At 65.9% G+C, this 16,494-nt stretch carries 13 protein-coding genes; 12 read left to right on the top strand and 1 reads right to left on the bottom strand.

The features are described 5' to 3' along the window. Positions 1-9 precede the first annotated feature (9 nt). The 11 genes from ACNKW1_RS09050 (at position 10) to ACNKW1_RS09000 (ending at position 11,711) form a co-directional block, all read left to right on the top strand. Positions 10-840, top strand: coding sequence for a hypothetical protein (locus ACNKW1_RS09050; protein ID WP_418364255.1), 831 nt, complete (start codon positions 10-12; stop codon positions 838-840). Beyond that, positions 840-1,871: a PilN domain-containing protein gene (locus tag ACNKW1_RS09045; RefSeq protein ID WP_418364254.1), complete on the top strand. Its 1,032-nt coding sequence runs from the start codon at positions 840-842 to the stop codon at positions 1,869-1,871. Before ACNKW1_RS09050 ends, ACNKW1_RS09045 begins: the two co-directional genes overlap by 1 nt. Then, on the top strand, positions 1,868-2,413 hold the full coding sequence (gene gspM, locus ACNKW1_RS09040; RefSeq protein WP_418364253.1) for a type II secretion system protein GspM: 546 nt from the start codon (positions 1,868-1,870) through the stop codon (positions 2,411-2,413). The genes ACNKW1_RS09045 and gspM overlap by 4 nt, the downstream gene beginning before the upstream one ends. Beyond that, a complete protein-coding gene (locus ACNKW1_RS09035) occupies positions 2,410-3,039 on the top strand; it encodes a hypothetical protein (RefSeq protein WP_418364252.1) in 630 nt (209 codons plus the stop codon). Before gspM ends, ACNKW1_RS09035 begins: the two co-directional genes overlap by 4 nt. A gap of 45 nt (positions 3,040-3,084) precedes the next feature. After that, positions 3,085-5,367: a type II secretion system secretin GspD gene (gene gspD / locus ACNKW1_RS09030; protein ID WP_418364251.1), complete on the top strand. Its 2,283-nt coding sequence runs from the start codon at positions 3,085-3,087 to the stop codon at positions 5,365-5,367. Between the two features lie 96 nt (positions 5,368-5,463). Next, complete coding sequence (locus ACNKW1_RS09025; protein ID WP_418364250.1) at positions 5,464-5,913, top strand: hypothetical protein; 450 nt, start codon at positions 5,464-5,466, stop codon at positions 5,911-5,913. A 186-nt stretch (positions 5,914-6,099) separates the two neighbouring features. Further along, positions 6,100-7,785 carry a hypothetical protein gene (locus tag ACNKW1_RS09020; RefSeq protein ID WP_418364249.1) on the top strand — a complete coding sequence of 562 codons (1,686 nt, stop codon included), beginning with the start codon at positions 6,100-6,102 and terminating at the stop codon, positions 7,783-7,785. Positions 7,786-7,908: 123 nt separating this feature from the next. Continuing rightward, complete coding sequence (locus ACNKW1_RS09015) at positions 7,909-8,799, top strand: peptidylprolyl isomerase (protein WP_418364248.1); 891 nt, start codon at positions 7,909-7,911, stop codon at positions 8,797-8,799. A 7-nt stretch (positions 8,800-8,806) separates the two neighbouring features. Next, a complete protein-coding gene (locus ACNKW1_RS09010) occupies positions 8,807-9,610 on the top strand; it encodes an ABC transporter permease (RefSeq protein WP_418364247.1) in 804 nt (267 codons plus the stop codon). 20 nt (positions 9,611-9,630) lie between these two features. Next, the gene (locus ACNKW1_RS09005; protein ID WP_418364246.1) at positions 9,631-10,812 is read left to right on the top strand and encodes an ABC transporter ATP-binding protein; all 1,182 of its coding nucleotides are present in this window, start codon (positions 9,631-9,633) and stop codon (positions 10,810-10,812) included. Positions 10,813-10,817: 5 nt separating this feature from the next. Then, positions 10,818-11,711 carry a hypothetical protein gene (locus tag ACNKW1_RS09000; RefSeq protein ID WP_418364245.1) on the top strand — a complete coding sequence of 298 codons (894 nt, stop codon included), beginning with the start codon at positions 10,818-10,820 and terminating at the stop codon, positions 11,709-11,711. 5 nt (positions 11,712-11,716) lie between these two features. Here the strand turns inward: ACNKW1_RS09000 and ACNKW1_RS08995 are convergent, their stop codons facing one another. Further along, on the bottom strand, positions 11,717-15,562 hold the full coding sequence (locus ACNKW1_RS08995; protein ID WP_418364244.1) for a methyltransferase domain-containing protein: 3,846 nt from the start codon (positions 15,560-15,562) through the stop codon (positions 11,717-11,719). On the opposite strand from ACNKW1_RS08995, the gene ACNKW1_RS08990 reads away from it, so the two are divergent. Beyond that, the gene (locus ACNKW1_RS08990; RefSeq protein ID WP_418364243.1) at positions 15,561-16,487 is read left to right on the top strand and encodes a hypothetical protein; all 927 of its coding nucleotides are present in this window, start codon (positions 15,561-15,563) and stop codon (positions 16,485-16,487) included. The genes ACNKW1_RS08995 and ACNKW1_RS08990 overlap by 2 nt on opposite strands. The last annotated feature ends 7 nt before the right edge of the window (positions 16,488-16,494 follow it).

Here is a 16,494-nt window from a genome sequence, read left to right as displayed (position 1 = left end):
GGTTCCCCCATGCAGGGCATTGCGCTCGTTGCAGTCATGTGGATGATCGCTGCCTTGAGCCTGATCGCCACCAGTCTGATCGCCGCCACCCGCCCTGAACTGCGTGCCGTGGCGCAGCAGCGTGACGCGCTCGTTGCGGCCGCCACTGGCGACGCAGCCATTGCCCTCGCCCTGCAGGATCTGGTGCGCAAGGATGCCTTGCCAGCGCTCTTCCAGGAGCGAACCGAGTGGGTCGACGGACAGCCGGTTCGCGTGAGCGTGACCCCAATCACGGGGCTGGTCGATGTCGCGCACGCGCCCGAGTCCCTGTTGGCGGCCTTGTTTTCGGTCGCTGGCGGCATTGGGGGGCAGGAGGCCTCGATGCTCGCCGCGCGAATCGTGGCGGCCCGCTCCGCCGCGGATCCTCAGGCGCGGGAGGCGCTCCTCGTCGTGGAAGACCTGCTCCGTCCCGGGGGCATCGACTACCCCCTTTATGCTAAGATTTCGCCCCTGATCACGGCAGGGGAAGGCAGTGGCGACGGCAAGGTGAATCCCCTTGCTGCGCCGGCTCGCGTTCTGCAGGTTCTGGCCGGTGGGAACGGAGCGCTGGCTGCCGGTTTCATTGCAGCACGCGAATCCAGGGGGCGGCTTGCGGATACCACGGTATTTCCCGGAGCCCTCACTGGAAACGCAGTCTCCCCACTCCTCCGGATCGAGGCCTTTGTCCCCGCGGGGGATGTCGTGCTTCGATGGAGCCGGTCGGTGGATATCCGGCAGGCCTCCCCTTCAGGTGCGCCATGGAGCGTCTATCGCAGCGAGTCGACGCCGATGCCCCCCGATGTTACGGATGATTCGCACTGATGACTGGCGTATCGAACAATATGGAGCTGTTTGGCCTCGATCTCGCCGCGATCCCGGGGCACTATCGCGCGGGTTGGGCCGAAGCCCTGCGCTGGCCGGCGTTTTCCTGGCTGCGCCCTGCGCGTGTCGTGCGTGTTCTCCACGCGGACGGTACGGTCCGCATCCAGACGGACGACGGGCGTGCTTCCGGCGCGCCCCCGTCGGCAGCAGCAGTCGTGCTGCCCGATCAATGGGTGCTGTGCCGCACCCTTCGCTTGCCCCGCCTGGACGAGCGCGAACTGCATGCTGCCGCTGCGCTCGAAGCCTCATCTCTCAGTCCGTTCCCCGAGGAGGATCTGGCTTGGGGGTACGCGCTCGTCCCCGGGGGCGACTCCGCTTGCGAGCTTCGTCTGGCAATGGCGTCGAAGCGGCAGATCGATGCCTATGTCGAGGCCCTGCGCGCCCGCCCCGGTATCGACCTTGATGGCCCGCTCGAAATCTGGAGCGAGGGTAGTCCGCCCGTGGTTCTGCAGAAGCCCGAGCGCGGCACGCGCGCAGGGGAAGAGGGGGCGCGTAGGCGGCGCTGGGTCTGGAGCCTGTTCCTGCTGGCCGCACTGCAACTGGGCGCGCTGCTGGTGACCCCCGCGGCGCAAGCCAGGCTGCAAGCCATCCAGGCGCAGCTGGCCTACGATGCCCTCGCAGCCCGAACCTCGGCGCAGGTGGATCTTCGCGCCGAGCTCATGGAAGCCAATGCCCGTCTGGATGTCGTGGGCCGTGCGCTGGAACGGCAAGGCAATCCTCTGCAGATGCTCGATGCGCTCACACGTCTCCTGCCGGATGATGTGGTCCTGAATCGGCTCGATGTCTCCGAGGGTTCGATCCGCATCGCCGGAATGGCGGACAATGCATCCGGCCTGATGAGCGAGCTCGGCGCGAGCGGCCGTTTCCGGGACGTCACCGCTCCCACGCCCAGCACGCGCCCTCCAGGGGCTGCAAAGGATAACTTCACCTTCGACATGCGTTTCGTTGCTGAGGGCGAGGCGTCCCGATGAAGGTCATCGCGTACCGCGCGCACATCGTGGTGGGCCTGACGGTGGTCGCCATCGCGGCTGCGGTGCTTGGTGTGGCTGGCTATGTCGTCGCAAAGCACGACTGGGCCGAGGCCAGACTGGCCGATCTTGAGCCGCGCTACGCGCGCCTGGCCGGGTTGGCGCAGTCTGGGCAGTTGCTTGGGGATGAACTCTCCAGCGCACGCGCGCAGCTGGGTCGCCTGGCGTTTCCGCCCGAGCAGACGGACAGTCAGGTCGGTTCTGCAGCCCAGCAGCATGCGCGGGCGCTGGCCGAGGCCGCGGGCTTTGCCGTGTCCAGCATCCAGGGGCTCGCCGCGCAGAAGCAGGACGGCTATGAGCTCATTCCGGTTTCCATGCGGCTGGAGGGAGACCTTCCCGCCCTGCACAGCCTGCTCGCATCGCTCGCAGAGCGTGCGCCCCTGCTCCTGCTCGAGTCGCTCTCGGTACAGGCTGGCGCCAGGTCCGTGGGCCAGGAGCCGCGCCTGAACATTCAACTCACCCTTTCTGCGGTGCGTCTCCAGTGACCTCCGTGCGCTTGCTGCTGATCCTGTTGGGTCTCAACGCCATTCTTGGTCTCGGGCTTGCCTACGCCTGGCTGGGCGGGGAGGATGCGCCGATTCGCAAGCGGTGGGCTCCGCCTGTCGCGATCGACCCCGATCCACGCTCGTTGCGCGCGCTGACCTTGCCGCTGCCTCAGGCGGATGCAGGCGACGAGATTCTTTCGCGCCCCATCTTCTCGCTCGATCGCAGGGCGGTGCCCGCAGCGGAGAGCGGGGGGGAGGAGGCGCCTTCCCCTGCGCCGTTGTCGGAGCTCAGGATTCACGGCTTCGTGAAGGGGGCGGGCTTCCGCGCAGTGATCGGCGTGAAGGGTGGCAAGGCGATACGCATCCCCCTGGACGGCACGATCGAGGGCTGGCGTCTCGTTGCGATCGAGGGCGAGGAGGCGGTCTTCCGTGCCGAAACGGGCGAGGAGCGCAGGCTGTCCCTCATCCGCGTTCGCGCCCCGGCGGCCACAACGCCGGCGCCACAGGCCATGACGCAGGGCTCAGCGCCGGCGGCGGCCCCGAGCCCCGAAGATCTCGCCCGCGAGCGCCTGGCCCGGCGCAATGCCTTGCGCCAGGAGCACGGACTGCCGAGTGTGGAGCGCTGAATGCGACCCAGAACATTGACCATTCCTTTGTCGAGCATGATCACGATGCCCTCAACCCGAGTTTCCCTTCGCGCGCTGCTGCTGGCCGTCCTCCTGTTCATGGCGGCGGGCGGGGCGGTGGCGACGGGGCCGGATCACGTGGCCCCCGACCTGTCCTCCCAGCCGCCTGCGCCCGTTCGCGAAGCCGACATCCGCCCTGTTCAGAGCGCGCAGTCACAGTCGCTCGGTCTGCCTCAGGCGTCTGCCCTGGCGGAGGGCGCCCAGGATGGCGACGGCCCCGCCCCACGTATCGTCCGGGGCAACGACCGGATGATCGCGGTGCAGGCTTCGGCGCGCGGCATCCAGCTCGACGGAGATCGAGCCTCGCTCCGGTTCGAGCAGGCGCCCGCGCTGCAGGTCGTGCATGCGGTGTTTGGCGACATGCTCGGGCTCGATTACATCGTCCACGAACCGCTGGATGGCACCATCACGCTTTCGACCCAGGAGCCGATCCCGCCCGAGCAGATCCTGCTCGTGCTCGAAAGCGTCCTCCAGGCGAACGGGATCGTCATGGTCCGCGACTCCGGCGGCCTCTACCACGTCGGCAAGCCAGAGAACCTGAGCGGGGTCGTCGCCCCGCCCCGGGTTGCGACCGGTCGGCGGCTGGCCCCTGGCTCGGGGGTGGTGATCGTGCCGCTCAGGTTCATCGGCGCCGCGGAGATGGCTGACATCCTTCGGCCCGTGGCGCCCGCCGAAGCCTTCGTCCGGGTCGACACCCTGCGCAACCTGCTCGTTCTGGCGGGTGCGCGCCCCCAGGTCGAAGGCTGGCTGGAGCTGGTGAACACCTTCGACATCGACATCCTGGAAGGCATGTCCGTCGGTGTCTTCCCGCTTCGCTACGCATCGGTACGCGAGGTGCAGGCCGCGCTCGAACTGATGGGGCCGGCCGGTGCGGCGGCGGCGGGATCGGGTGACCCTGCCCGGCAGTCGGGTCAGGCGGCCGGCACAGCGGGGGGCAGCACCGGGCTGCCCGGGGCGGTGCGCATCCTGCCCATCGAGCGCCTCAACAGCATCCTGGTGGTCACGCCGCGCGCCGCTTATCTCGACCAGGCGCGCCGCTGGATCGAGCAACTGGACCAGCCCGGCGGGGGCGATGCCAGCACCCAGCTCTACGTCTACCGCGTGCAGAATGGCTCGGCTTCGCATCTCGCCACCGTCCTGAACGGACTCTTTGGAGGGGGGGATGGCGCAGAAGCGGCCGAGCAGGCCTCGAGCGTGGCGCCGGGTCTGCGGCGGGCCGGCGCATCCACCGCCGGACGCACGGCGCAGCCCTCCGGTGCCTTATCGGCAAGCGGCACGGCGGGGGGCGCTGGGCAGCTCCCGGGCGACGCGGGGCAGACGCAGGCCGGCGGTCTGGTCCAGGCAACCTACGCTTCCGGCGTCCGTGTCATCGCGGACGAGCTCAACAATGCGATCCTCATCTACGGCCCCCGTGCCGAGTACGGCAAGATCGAAGCCGCGCTGCGCAGGCTGGACCTCGCGCCCACCCAGGTGCTCATCGAGGCGAGCATCATCGAAGTGTCGCTCAATGATGAACTGAGCTATGGGCTGCAGTGGTACTTCCAGGATTCCACTCGGGGGGGGCTGTCCGGCGCGGGTACGTTGAACCTTGCGGCCAGCGGCGGCCTGGCTGCGCGGCAGCCCGGGTTCTCCTACACCCTGACCGGTCCCCTCGGCGACGTGCGTGCGGTGCTCAACGCGCTCGCCGACAAGTCACTCGTGCGGGTGATCTCGAGCCCCTCGCTGATGGTGCTCGACAACCACACCGCCGCCATACAGGTGGGCGATCAGCAGCCGGTACAGTCCGGCGAGACGATCACCGACGGCGGCGTCCGGTCCGTGTCGATCGAATACAAGGACACCGGCGTTAACCTCTCCGTCACGCCCTCCGTCAATGCCGGCGACGTGGTCACGATGCGCATCCTGCAGGCGGTGACGGAGGTGGGGCCAGTCGATTCCGCCACCGGCCAGCGTTCCTTTCAGCATCGGCAGATCGGCAGCCGGGTTGCCGTGCGCTCGGGCGACAGCGTTGTCCTGGGGGGCTTGATCCGCGACAATTCGACGCGCGGAAAGGTCGGCGTCCCGATCCTTCACGAGCTGCCGCTCGTCGGGGCACTTTTCGGCAGCACGACCGTCGACACCGGGCGCACCGAACTGCTCATCGTGGTCACCCCCCGCGTGGTGCGTTCAGCGCAGGAGGCCAACGAACTCTCGCAGGAACTGCGCCACAGGATGCAGGGGCTGCGCGACATGTCCTGGCCTCCCGCCCGGGGTGACCGTCCGGAGTGAGGGCGTGTGCGCAGTGGGCGGGCGTCTCGCAGGGTGCGCCGGCCCCGGCGCCATGCCCGCTAACCTGTCTTTCGATTCAATGGAGGTTTTCTTGCCGTGATTTCAGTGCAACCGACGCATGTTACCCCTCGTTTCAAAGCCGCCCGCTGGAACGGCATGCTGTGTGCGTTCGTCGCTGCAGCCGCGCTGTCGGCCTGCGCGCACGTGGCCACATCTGCCACGACCGAGGAAATCGTTCACGATCGGGCGCAAACCCGCTGGAACGCTCAGGTTGCGGGGGATTGGGAAAAGGCTTATAGTCTCTTCGCGCCGTCATACCGAGCGGTCGTTTCAAGCGACGCGCATCGTGCCCGCCTGGGCGCCGCGGCGAAGTTGACCGAAGCTGAAGTGACCAATGTGGTCTGCGAGGCTGAAGTCTGTACCGTGCGGGTCCGGCTGGGGTTTGCTCCCGTTCTCAAATCGAGAGCCTTGCCGGTCGAGAGCACCCACTTCGAAGAACGTTGGGTGCTCGAAGAAGGACATTGGTGGCTGTTTCAGGGCTTGTAGCAGTCGAAAGGAGAAAGGAGGAGGGCCCGATATAGCAGAACGCTGGTGATGTTGTTGCATTCCCGCAACTGGCGTGTTGAAATTGCTCGCTCCAAGTTGCTCCTGTAAAAATCGCTGTGCTACTTTAGCGCTGCGTTACATAAATCTCCCTTGAACTACATTGGTTTCAACCAAGGAGTCATCTTCATGAAGAAAAAGCTTCTCGCTCTTGGCGTCGCTTCCGTGTTCGGCGTGCTCGCCATGCCTGCTTCCGCTGGTGTGGTTACCGGTACCGGTCCGGCGGTTGTTGTTGCAGGCGATGGTCTTATCGCAACGCCCACTGGTACGACCCTCGAGTTCAATGAGGGTGGTGTTGGTCACATCCTGCTGGTTCCGTACTACACCGTTCAAAATGGCAACGCCACGCTGATCAACCTGGTGAACACCGATACGGTGAACGGTAAGGCGGTGAAGGTTCGCTTCCGCGGTGCGCAGAACTCGGATGACGTCTTTGACTTCCAGGTCTATCTGTCGCCGGGCGACGTCTGGGCTGCTTCGGTGACCCAGGCTGCCGACGGTCGCGCCCAGTTGAGCACCGCCGACAATAGCTGCACTCTGCCTTCGAACGTCAATCAGCCGTTCGTGACGGGTCGTCTGCCCGGTGATACCGAGGCCGCCAAGGCTGCCGGTACCCGCGAAGGTTATGTCGAAATCCTCACGATGGCCGACATTCCGCCGAATGTGACGGTTCCGCCCGCGGCCGAAACGCTGTACATGACGACGAAGCACAAGGCCGACGGTTCGGTTAACTGCGGCACGGCACTCACCAGCTTGAATGCTGACATCCTCCTTGAAGGACCGGCCGATACCGCCGGCCTTGAGTCGCCGACGACCGGTCTGATGGCCAACTGGACCATCATCAATGTGCCGCAAGCTTCCGCTTGGAGTGGTCAGGCTGCTGCGATCGAGGCGCGTGTCGCTGCTGGTGGTGCTGCTGGTACCGGCAACTTCGTCTGGTTCCCGCAGATGAGCACGCCGGTGGCCGGTTTTGGTGGCCTTTCCGCCGATCCGCTGCTCCTGGCCGGTAAGATCGCTGGCGCGTACTATGACCTTCCCGATCTTTCCACTCCGTACGTGACCGCTTTTGCTGCCGGTGCTCCGGAAGCGCAAGCGAGTGCGCTGACTGATGCGATCGCCAAGATCTCGGTGAGCAACGAGTACATTACCGATCCGGGTGTGTTTGCTCAGACCGACTGGGTGTTCTCGATGCCGACCCGTCGCTACGCCGTCGCCATTGACTACGCAGCAGCGGTTGCCGCTAACCGCATGATCTTCAACCCGGGTGTGTTTGTTACGGGTGCGGCATATGCAACCGGCTCGTATTTCGCAGCCGCTCCGGGTACTGCCCAGCAAGTTGGTGCAGCGACGCCGGTCAACACCAACTCGGCGCTGGCAGCGAACATCGCTGGTTCCGGTGCCAACGTGACGCGTGATGGCTTCTCGGTTTGCACCCAGCTGGGCGCCGGCGCAATCCGTGTGACCGACCGTTCGGAGCGTACGCTGGCGGGTAGCGATTTCGTGATCTCCCCGGGAACCCCGACCACACTCGCGTTCTGCGGCGAAACCAACGTCCTGAGCTTCAACGCGGGCGGTGGCATGTCGGTGCTGGGTGGTGAAATTGCCCGTGCCAACATCGACATCGGCAGCTTCGTGGATGGTTGGGCGCGTATCAACACGCAAGGTAACCCGGCGCCGGTTCTCGTGAACCCTTCGGCTCGCGCTGGTCTGCCGGTTCTGGGGGCTGCCTTCGTGCAGGCCACCAACCCGAATGCCGCCCCTGGCGTGTCGGGCAACTACGGCGCAGCCTACGAGCACCGCTTCGTCCGTCCGTAACCCGGGCATGAAGTTGGTGTAGGGAAAGGGCGGGGGTCTCCCCCGCCCTTCTTCGTTTCTGCCCCGTCTCAAGGCTTTCCCTTCTGGTCAGTTCCGCTTGCGGAGAACGAAAGTTTCATCAAGATGAAGAACGGCTTGTTGTTTCTGGCTTGTGCCACCCTATTCACTACGTCGGCCGCGCTGCGCGCTGCATCGCCTGCCGACGCGTTTGTCCTGGTCCGCGGCGAGGGCGTCTCCATCACCGCGCTTGACGTCGAGGCCGATCTCGCCAATCGTGCGCCCGAGCAGCGCGACCTGGTGCTGACGCGGCCGCAGGACGTGCAGCAGATCGCGATGTCCCTTTACATCCGGCGAGTGCTCGCCGAGCAGGCGCGCCGCGCCGGCGAGGCCGACACCCCGCTGTTCTGCGCACGCTTGCGCCTGCTCGAAGAGCGCGCGCTGTCCGATCTCCGCCTCGAAGGTGCGGAGGCCGCGGCGCTTGCCGACACGTCTGCGCTCGAGAACCTTGCCCGGGCCACCTACCGGGCACAGCCCGAGCGCTTCGACGCCGGCGAGCAGGTGCGGGCCCGTCATATTCTCGTGCGTGCCGACCGGGACGACGCGGAAGCCCTCGCCCGCGAGATCCTCGCCGAGGCTTCGGCACCGGGCGCGGACTTTGCCGACCTGGCCCGCCGAAAGTCGGACGATGTCTCGTCGGCCGCGCGTGGCGGAGACCTCGGCGCCTTCGGGCGTAACCGTATGGTGCCCGCCTTCGAGAACGCAGCTTTTGGCCTGAAGGCCCCCGGGCTGGTCCCCGAACCGGTGCAGACCGAGTTTGGCTACCACGTGATCCTGGTGGAAGAGATCCGTCCCGCGGGGCGGCAGGCCTTCGAAGACGTGCGCGCATCCCTGCTGGACGAGGCGCGGACCGCGCTCGCGAAGCGCACGCGATTCGGGCTCACCGAGACTCTCGAGAAGGGTGCGTCGATCGACGGCGAGGCCATCGAGCGCTACACCCGTTCACGGCAGCGCTGAATGGCGCATGGGTAAGGAGCTCGTTCTCCAGTGCAGCGGCCTCGTGCGCGCCCGCAGCCTGTTGTGGCTGATGGCGCGGCGCGAGGTGGCGGCCCGGCACGCCGGTTCGATCATTGGCGTGGGCTGGGTGTATGCGCAGCCGCTGCTCACGATGGCCGCGTACTACCTTGTTTTCGATGTGGTCTTCGGCATGCGCCTGGGTGAGGGCGCGCCGACGCGGGCCGTCGGTGCGTTCCTGATCGTGGGCATGCTGCCGTGGATGGCCTTCTGTGATGCGGTTTCGCGCGGCATGGGCAGCCTGGTGGAGGCGGGCGACCTGCTGCGCAAGAACCCCTTGCCGCCGGCCCTCTTCCCGGCGCGGGCGGTGCTTGCCAGCGCGCTCATCTTCGCCCCGCTGCTTGTCTTGCTCGCGGTGGCGTACGCCCCCATGAATGGCCTCCGGCCAAGCCTGCTCGCGCTTCCTCTGCTCGTGGCGGGGCAGGTGGTGCTGGCGCTGGCGCTGGCGTGGCTGCTCTCGATCATCGCGGCGGCCGTACGTGACACCCTTCAGGTAGTGGGGTTTCTGCTCTCGATCGGGGTGTTCACGGCGCCGATCCTGTTCCCGCTCAGCCTGTTCCCCGAGGCGATGCGCCCCTTGCTCTGGCTGAATCCGATGACGCCGCTGGTGCAGGGGTATCAGGCCGTGCTGCTCGAAGGGCGTTGGCCGGACCCCGTCACGTGGCTCGGGCTTGGCGCCTGGCTGGTGCTTACCTGGGTTGTGCTCCAGTCGGCGGTGTCGCGGAGCCGTGAACAACTCGTCGATTGGCTTTAGACGGAGCGGAGAGCCGGATCATGCAGCCTGTGGTTTTGCGTGCCGAAGGCCTGGGCAAGGTCTACAGGCTCTACGAGTCGCCGCGCGCGCGACTGTTCTCGTTGCTGGGAGCGACCGGGCACTTTCGCGAGCACTGGGCGCTGAGGGACGTTTCCTTTACGCTGGCGCGGGGGCAGTGTCTGGGCCTGATCGGTGACAACGGCGCGGGCAAGAGCACCCTGCTCAAGCTTGTCGCAGGTTCGCTGCAGGCCTCGTGCGGCCTGCTGGAGCGACAGGGCAGGGTAACGGCCATCCTTGAACTGGGGGCTGGCTTCCACCCGGAGTTCACGGGGCGCGAGAATCTGTACTTTGGCGGTGCCCTGATCGGGATCAGCGAGCGCGAGATGAACGCGCTGGAGCCTTCGATCGTCCAGTTCGCCGAACTCGAGGACGCGATCGACCGGCCGGTCAAGACCTATTCGTCGGGCATGGTCGTTCGCCTGGCCTTTGCCCTCGTCACCGCGGTGGAGCCAAAGGTGCTCATCATCGACGAAGCGCTGGCCGTCGGCGACCAGCACTTCCAGAAGAAGTGCGTGGAGCGCATCGAGTCGTTCCGCAGCAATGGCTGCACCATCCTGTTCTGCTCGCACAGCCTGTACCATATTCGCCACCTCTGCGACGTGGCGATCTGGCTGGACGGGGGGCGCGTGCGTGCCAGAGGGCCGACCGAAGGCGTCCTCGCAGCCTACGAAGCGCATGTGCGGGCGCAGGACCAGGATGGCCGGGGCAGCCTGCCGGCGGCGTCGGCACAGCCTGCTCGCAGCGGCAGGCAGGCGGCCATCGAGTCCTTCGTGCTGGTGGGCGCTGAGGGTGACGGTGCGCTCGAGGGGCCGGACCTGGCGATGGAGATCGAGGTGCGGATGCCCGGCGATGAGGTGCCGCAGATCGGTATCATGCTCGAGCAGGTCAATGGTGTGGGCATCACGTCGGTCGGCACGCACGTGGATGGGGTCACCGCACGGCGTTCCGGCGCCGGGACCTGGCGTATCGGACTGTGTTTCCCCGGTCTGCCGCTGCACAGCGGTGAATATGTCTTGAGTGCCTATCTGTTCGATACGGCGGGTCTTGTGGTCTACGATGAGTGGTTGCACCACCTGCGGTTCACCTGGGTGGATCCGGACTCCACGCCGGGGTTGCTGCGACTGGCGCATACGTGGTGCTGACGCGCATGTGGAGGCGGCTTGGCACCGAGTTGCGTGACCTGACTGAATGCGTGCTGTTGCCGGGTCTCGCTGCGCTGCTGCCCTGGCGTGTGGGGTTTCGCTTGTTGCGCGTCTTTTCACGCTTCGGATGGCTGTACCGCGAGCGGTGCGAGGCCGCGCTGCGACATGCGGTGTCCCTGGGGCAGGTTGGTGCCGCGGACGCGGCAGCCTGGGTGCGGGCCGCGCGTCTGGTGATTCTGGTGGACCATGCGGACTTCATGCTCGCGATCACGCGCGGGGATGGATGGATGCGGCGGCATCTGCGTGTAACGGGCCGTTGGCCAGACGGTGGCGCGGCGATCCTGTGCACCTTTCATTGGGGGGCGGGCATGTGGGGCTTGCGCCACGCCGGTGCCAGCGGGCTGAAGCCCCACGCGCTGGTGGCGCCCCTCGAGCGGGCGGCTTTTCCGCACAACATGGTCCTGTATCACTACTACCGTCTGCGCAACCGCGCCGTACAGCGGGCGCTCGGTAGCGCGCCGATCGATGCGACGAAGGGGCTGCGCCGTGTGGTGAGCGCCTTGCGTACGGATGAGCAGGTCATGGCCGCAGTGGATGTGCCTGCGGATCAGGTGAGCGCCAGCGAGATCATCCCGTTCATGGGGTACTCGGCGCGCGTGCCGCGGGCTCTTTTCAAACTCGCGGTGGAACGGCAGATGCCGCTAACGGTGTACGTGACGGGCTTCGATCCAGGGACGGGCATGCGCAGCCTGCAGATCGAGGAGGTGCTGCCGCAGGAGAGCGTCGAGCGCATGGCCGCCGCGGTGTTCACTCACCTGGAGCAGGCGATCCGCACACAGCCACCAGCCTGGCATTTCTGGGCTGTGGCGGACCGCTTCTTTGTGCAGGCGTCGACTTAGGACGCTCAGGACTGAAGCCAGGTTTTCATCCGCGTTTGCCAGCGCAATGGTATCCGCCGTGCGAGTGTGCGAAGCAGGCGCGTGCTGCGAAGCCGCACGAGGATGCCGAAGGTGCGCGCCTTGACCGAGGACGTTAGGGTCCGTGGGCGACCGTCGCCGCCGCAGCGGAAGCTGCGCAGATAGGCGCTATCGAGCGGCCGCCGGGGTGCTTGCCCGGAGATGGTAGGCAGGTAGTCCTGCCGGTAATCATGCGCGGGCGGGGCGGTGTTGCCCGGTGTGAGCTCCGGCGGGCTGCCATCCCGGAAGTGCGTCGCGCGGATGTGCTCGAAAAAGTCCGCATGATCTTCCGTTCCGTGCTCCCAGGGTACCAGCCAGGTCCATTGGCGCGCGCCAAGCCTTTCGCTGAAGGCGCCGAGCGCGGGCGCCACCACGGGCAGGCCTGCCTGCAGGCAGGCGCTGAGCGTGTAGCTGTACGTTTCCGGCCACTGGGCGGGAAACCACACGACGTCTGGCTCGAGCCAGGCGAGCAGTTCGGGCAGGTCCTCTTCATCGTACTCGCCATGTATGGTCAGGCGCGCGCGGGGCTGTGTGCGCATTGCGCGGTAGGCGTAGCCGAGCAGGTGAAAATCCAGCGCCAGCCCCCGACGCGCTGCAGCGATCGCGGTGGTTTCGAGGACATCTGCTCCCTTGATTGGGCTGAGGGCGCCAATGACGGCGACGCGCAGCGGCCGATCACCGATGCCGGTTACCGGCCCTTTGGCGGGTGGAATCGGGGCGGCGAGGTCGGCATGGGGCGCGACGATGATGTTTGCAGAGGGTGCGGCCCGGTGCAAACGTTGCGCGGTGTCCGCGCTTGGCGCGAACACCTTGCGTGCGCCCTCGAGGATGCTGCGCCCGTGCGTGCGCCAGTCGAGGATGTCCACGCCGCCCGGGGCCGGACTGGATTTCAGGCACTGCCGGCAGCGTTCGAGGCCGGCGCCGGTCTGTTCGCTGTTCCCCGTTTCTCCGCAGAACCGGTTGTCCTTGCCGGTGAGACTGATCTGCGGGCAGATGCTGTAGTAATCGTGCGCGGTGAAGTCGTACTCCACGCCGAGTTGCCGGGCGATGGATTCGACGATCGGATGCAGCCCGAGCAGATGATGAACATGCACATGGACGACGCCTGCCGTCCTCAGCGCGATGAGCAGTTGCTCGAACTCGTCGGGCAGCCGGAAGCAGAGACTGAACGCTTCGCCCCGATTGATCCACTCGAGCGTGGTGAGGCCATCGCTTGCGGGGCGCAGCAGAAAGGCTTGCGCAATGCCTTCGAGCGCGTCGGCCAACTCGTGAATATGGCGCTGCGTGCCGCCGCCACGGTTATGCCCTATGAACAGCAGGGTGGGCAGGTTGGTGCGCTGGAGCCGAGCGATGTCCACCGCGAGGCGGTACGGCTGGGCCGGGTCCCTGGCGACGTGCCGGTGTACGCGGGTCTCGTAATCCGGATACAAGCCTCGGAGGATCTCGAGGGCGTCCCGTTCTCGTGGGCTCTTCTCTGCGCCGAAGCTGACGCCCCCCGCGTGGCGGACGAAAACGTCGAGTGCGAGCAGATGGTGCCAGCCATGCGCCGCAGCGCGCATGCAGAAGTCGTTCTCCTCCCCATAACCCTTGCCAAAACGCTCCATGTCGAACAGGCCGGTCTGGGTCAGGCAGTCGCGCCGGATGTACATGCAGAACCCGACCGCAGTCGGTATCTCTACGGCAACGCCTGCATTGGTCGCGGCGAACAGCGCGTCGAGTTCAGGGGTTTGAATGCCGCGCGGTAACGCGTTTGCAGCGCAGAATCTGGGGTAGCTGCAGATGGTGGCGTTATTCGAGGCAGGGGTGACGGTGCCGGCCTTCGGGTTGCTGTAGGCGCAGGCACGGAGGCGGTCGAGCCAGTCTCCGGCGACTTCGGTGTCGCTGTTGAGCAGCAGTACGTCATGGGTGTCCGACAGTGCCATGCCTCGGTTCACCGTGCCGACGAACCCGAGGTTGGTTTCGTTCTCCAGCAAGACGATGCGCGCGTCGCGTGCGGGAAGGGTGTGAAGCCATGCCGCAAGCTCAGGCTCGGGGCCGGCGTCGTTGATCACGATCAGCCTGAACGGTGTTTGCACGTTCGCCTGAGGTGAAAGAACGGATTCGATGCAGCGGCGGGTATCTTCCAGTCCCCTATAGACGGGAACGATCACGTCGACCGGCTTTTCTGGCGGCGTGACGGGGGCGATGGGCGGGCGCACTTCATCCACGGTGGGAGGTGTTCCCTTCAGAAAGGTGTCGATCTTCATTTTTGCGTTGACCAGCGGCCGGGTCGCGCGGAATACGGTCGATCGGTGGATGTCGTCCAGGTGACTGCGCAGATCGGCAAGCTGTTCGGTCAACTCGCTGAGGTGCTCTTCACGATCATGGCACCTCTGTGCCAGGGCAAGTGCGGTTTCCTGCGCGCTGAGGCGTGCTGCTTCATGTGCTGCCTCAAGCTCGACGACATGCTGTTTGAGACCAGCGAGTTCGTGTGAGAGCGCAGCTTTGTTCTCCAGCAGTTGCCGGGCATGAGCCTGTTCATCGTCAAGCAGGGTCTTCTGTTGGGCAAGTCGCTCCTGCTGTTGGGTAAGCAGCGCCTGCTGTTCGGCAAACCGCTGGGCGTAGATGACGCAATCCGCCGACATGGGCCAGGAGAGGGCGATTCGCAATCGTGCGTCCGGAGACTGTGCTAGGGTCTGCGCGGGCACCGGGAGTTCGATCCAGGGGTCTTCCCCGGTGAGCAGGAGCATTGCTCCATCGCCGGACGGCCAGGGGAAGGGCTCAACGATGGACTGGTGGGCGGGGCATGTGGCGAGGCTGGTCGCCTGGCCGTCCCATGCCCATACCTGCGAGTCCTCTGCCGAGTGCAGTTCGATGGCGTGGATTCGAAGAAGGCCGGGCCGGTCGGCCGGGTCGAGGCGAAGCCGGGTGGGCGGGCTGGCAAAGCCACGCAGATCGAATGTCAGCCATTGGCGCTCGCTTCCGATGCGTCCGGAGCCGAGCAACTTGTGTGCTTCATCGTAGGTGCCGTCGCAGTGCCCGTACAACTCGACCGTATAGAAAGCGAGCGTGCGGCTCGCCTGGGTGCTGTCGGGCGTCGGCTGGCCTAGCGTATCGGCTGCCGGGCAGGGGCGGCAACTGATGACGAATTGATACGTGAGCCCGTCGTCGAAGCCCAGCAGGTAGCGAGACACTGCGGGCGGGAGAAGGTCGAACACCGGGCCGAACTCGGAGTCCGGGAGCTCACGGACGATTTCCTGGATCGACTCGGATGCGAAGCCATGCTCGGCGAGAAAGCGCAAAAGCGAGTGGCGTGTATAAAAGCGTAAGTGCGTACGGTCGAGAAGCCCCTCTTCCCGGTAACGGAACTCTCCCGCCATGAGTTCGCCGATCAGGCCGATGTATCCCGCGTTGGGAACGGATACGAGCAGCCTGCCATCTTCCGCGAGCTTTGCATGGCAGGCGTTTAGCACGCGCTCGGGTGCGCGGAGATGTTCGAGTACGTCTGCGCACACGATGTAGTCGTAGCGGGCGTCTGCAAACAGATCGGCCAGTTCCGCGGCGTCGAGGTCCGCTACGACCACGCTACGGTAGTGGGCGCGCGCAAGCTGTGCCTCGGCTTCGTTGTGGGTGATGCCATCGACGATGCACGAAAGCTGTTGCGAAAGATACCGGCCAAGTGCGCCGCTTCCCGTGCCGACGTCCAGCACTGAAGAGCCGCGAGGTATCATGCTGCATATGGCAGTCAGTGAGTCTGGCTGATCAAGGTCGATGTTGCGCTGATAAACGTGCTTGATGCCGTCTGGTGCGGTCATGGAGAACGGGCTGCGGGCGCGCCTTGGTGTGCTGTCGAAGGGCTGGAATCTAACATGGGCGTGGGACGATAGGAATGGAAGCGACACGACGGGGGGCGCTTTGAGCGTTGTGCGGCACGACGCCACGCAGGCGTGCGATCTGCTCGTCAGCGTGGTCGTATTCAAGCCGGATCGCCATCAGTTGCAAAGGACGTTGCAGACTTTGGGGGAATCGGTTCGCCGGGCGGGCCTGAGCGCGCTACTGGTGATCGTCGACAACACCCCGGCCGGCACGCCGTGGCTCGAAGAGGTCTTGCCGGTGTCGCGCATCGACCAGCCACGCATCATGAGCGGGCACGGCAACGTGGGTTTCGGGCGCGGGCACAACATGACCATTGGGCTGGTTCGTGCTTCGTATCATCTGGTTCTCAATCCCGACGTGGAGTTCGAGCCGCTGGCGTTGCGCAATGCCATGGCGTTCATGGGAAACCAGCCGGATTGTGCGCTGGTGGTGCCGGAGGTCGTCTCGCCCGCCGGTGAGCGAGAGCACCTCTGCAGGCGCTATCCATCGGTGCTCGTGCTTGCGCTCCGTGGGTTTGCGCCAGGGTGGGTAAACAGGCGATTCACGCGGTTGTTGGCGGCCTACGAGATGCGTGATGCGCCCGACGGCATACTGTGGGATCCGCCCGTTGCGGGGGGGTGCTGCATGCTGTTTCGTGCAGATGCGTTGCAGGCGCTCATGGGCTTCGACGAGCGGTTCTTTCTCTATTTCGAGGATTTCGACTTGAGCATCCGCACCCGCAGGCTGGGGCGGGTGGCCCGGGTGCCCTCCGTACGCATTCTTCATCACGGGGGAGGCGCAGCGAGAAAGGGGCACGTTCACGTACGCGCATTCGTTCGCTCGGCGTTCGCCTTCTTTTCGCTGCACGGCTGGAGGTGGGTTTGAGTGCGCT

The sequence above is a fragment of the Thauera sp. WH-2 genome, assembly GCF_048321015.1.
Lineage (GTDB): Bacteria > Pseudomonadota > Gammaproteobacteria > Burkholderiales > Rhodocyclaceae > Thauera.
The sequence above is the reverse complement of the archived record's forward strand: the minus strand, read 5'-3'. Positions and strand labels throughout refer to the sequence as shown.

What these genes read in the sequence shown, in the direction of transcription:
- ACNKW1_RS09050 (WP_418364255.1), top strand. Translation starts at nt 10, where the DNA reads ATGCAGGGCATTGCGCTCGTTGCAGTCATGTGGATGATCGCTGCCTTG.
- ACNKW1_RS08990 (WP_418364243.1), top strand. Translation starts at nt 15,561, where the DNA reads ATGGAGAACGGGCTGCGGGCGCGCCTTGGTGTGCTGTCGAAGGGCTGG.
- ACNKW1_RS09000 (WP_418364245.1), top strand. Translation starts at nt 10,818, where the DNA reads ATGTGGAGGCGGCTTGGCACCGAGTTGCGTGACCTGACTGAATGCGTG.
- ACNKW1_RS09045 (WP_418364254.1), top strand. Translation starts at nt 840, where the DNA reads ATGACTGGCGTATCGAACAATATGGAGCTGTTTGGCCTCGATCTCGCC.
- ACNKW1_RS09010 (WP_418364247.1), top strand. Translation starts at nt 8,807, where the DNA reads ATGGGTAAGGAGCTCGTTCTCCAGTGCAGCGGCCTCGTGCGCGCCCGC.
- gspD (WP_418364251.1), top strand. Translation starts at nt 3,085, where the DNA reads ATGCCCTCAACCCGAGTTTCCCTTCGCGCGCTGCTGCTGGCCGTCCTC.
- gspM (WP_418364253.1), top strand. Translation starts at nt 1,868, where the DNA reads ATGAAGGTCATCGCGTACCGCGCGCACATCGTGGTGGGCCTGACGGTG.
- ACNKW1_RS09020 (WP_418364249.1), top strand. Translation starts at nt 6,100, where the DNA reads ATGAAGAAAAAGCTTCTCGCTCTTGGCGTCGCTTCCGTGTTCGGCGTG.
- ACNKW1_RS08995 (WP_418364244.1), bottom strand. Translation starts at nt 15,562, where the DNA reads ATGACCGCACCAGACGGCATCAAGCACGTTTATCAGCGCAACATCGAC.
- ACNKW1_RS09015 (WP_418364248.1), top strand. Translation starts at nt 7,909, where the DNA reads ATGAAGAACGGCTTGTTGTTTCTGGCTTGTGCCACCCTATTCACTACG.
- ACNKW1_RS09005 (WP_418364246.1), top strand. Translation starts at nt 9,631, where the DNA reads ATGCAGCCTGTGGTTTTGCGTGCCGAAGGCCTGGGCAAGGTCTACAGG.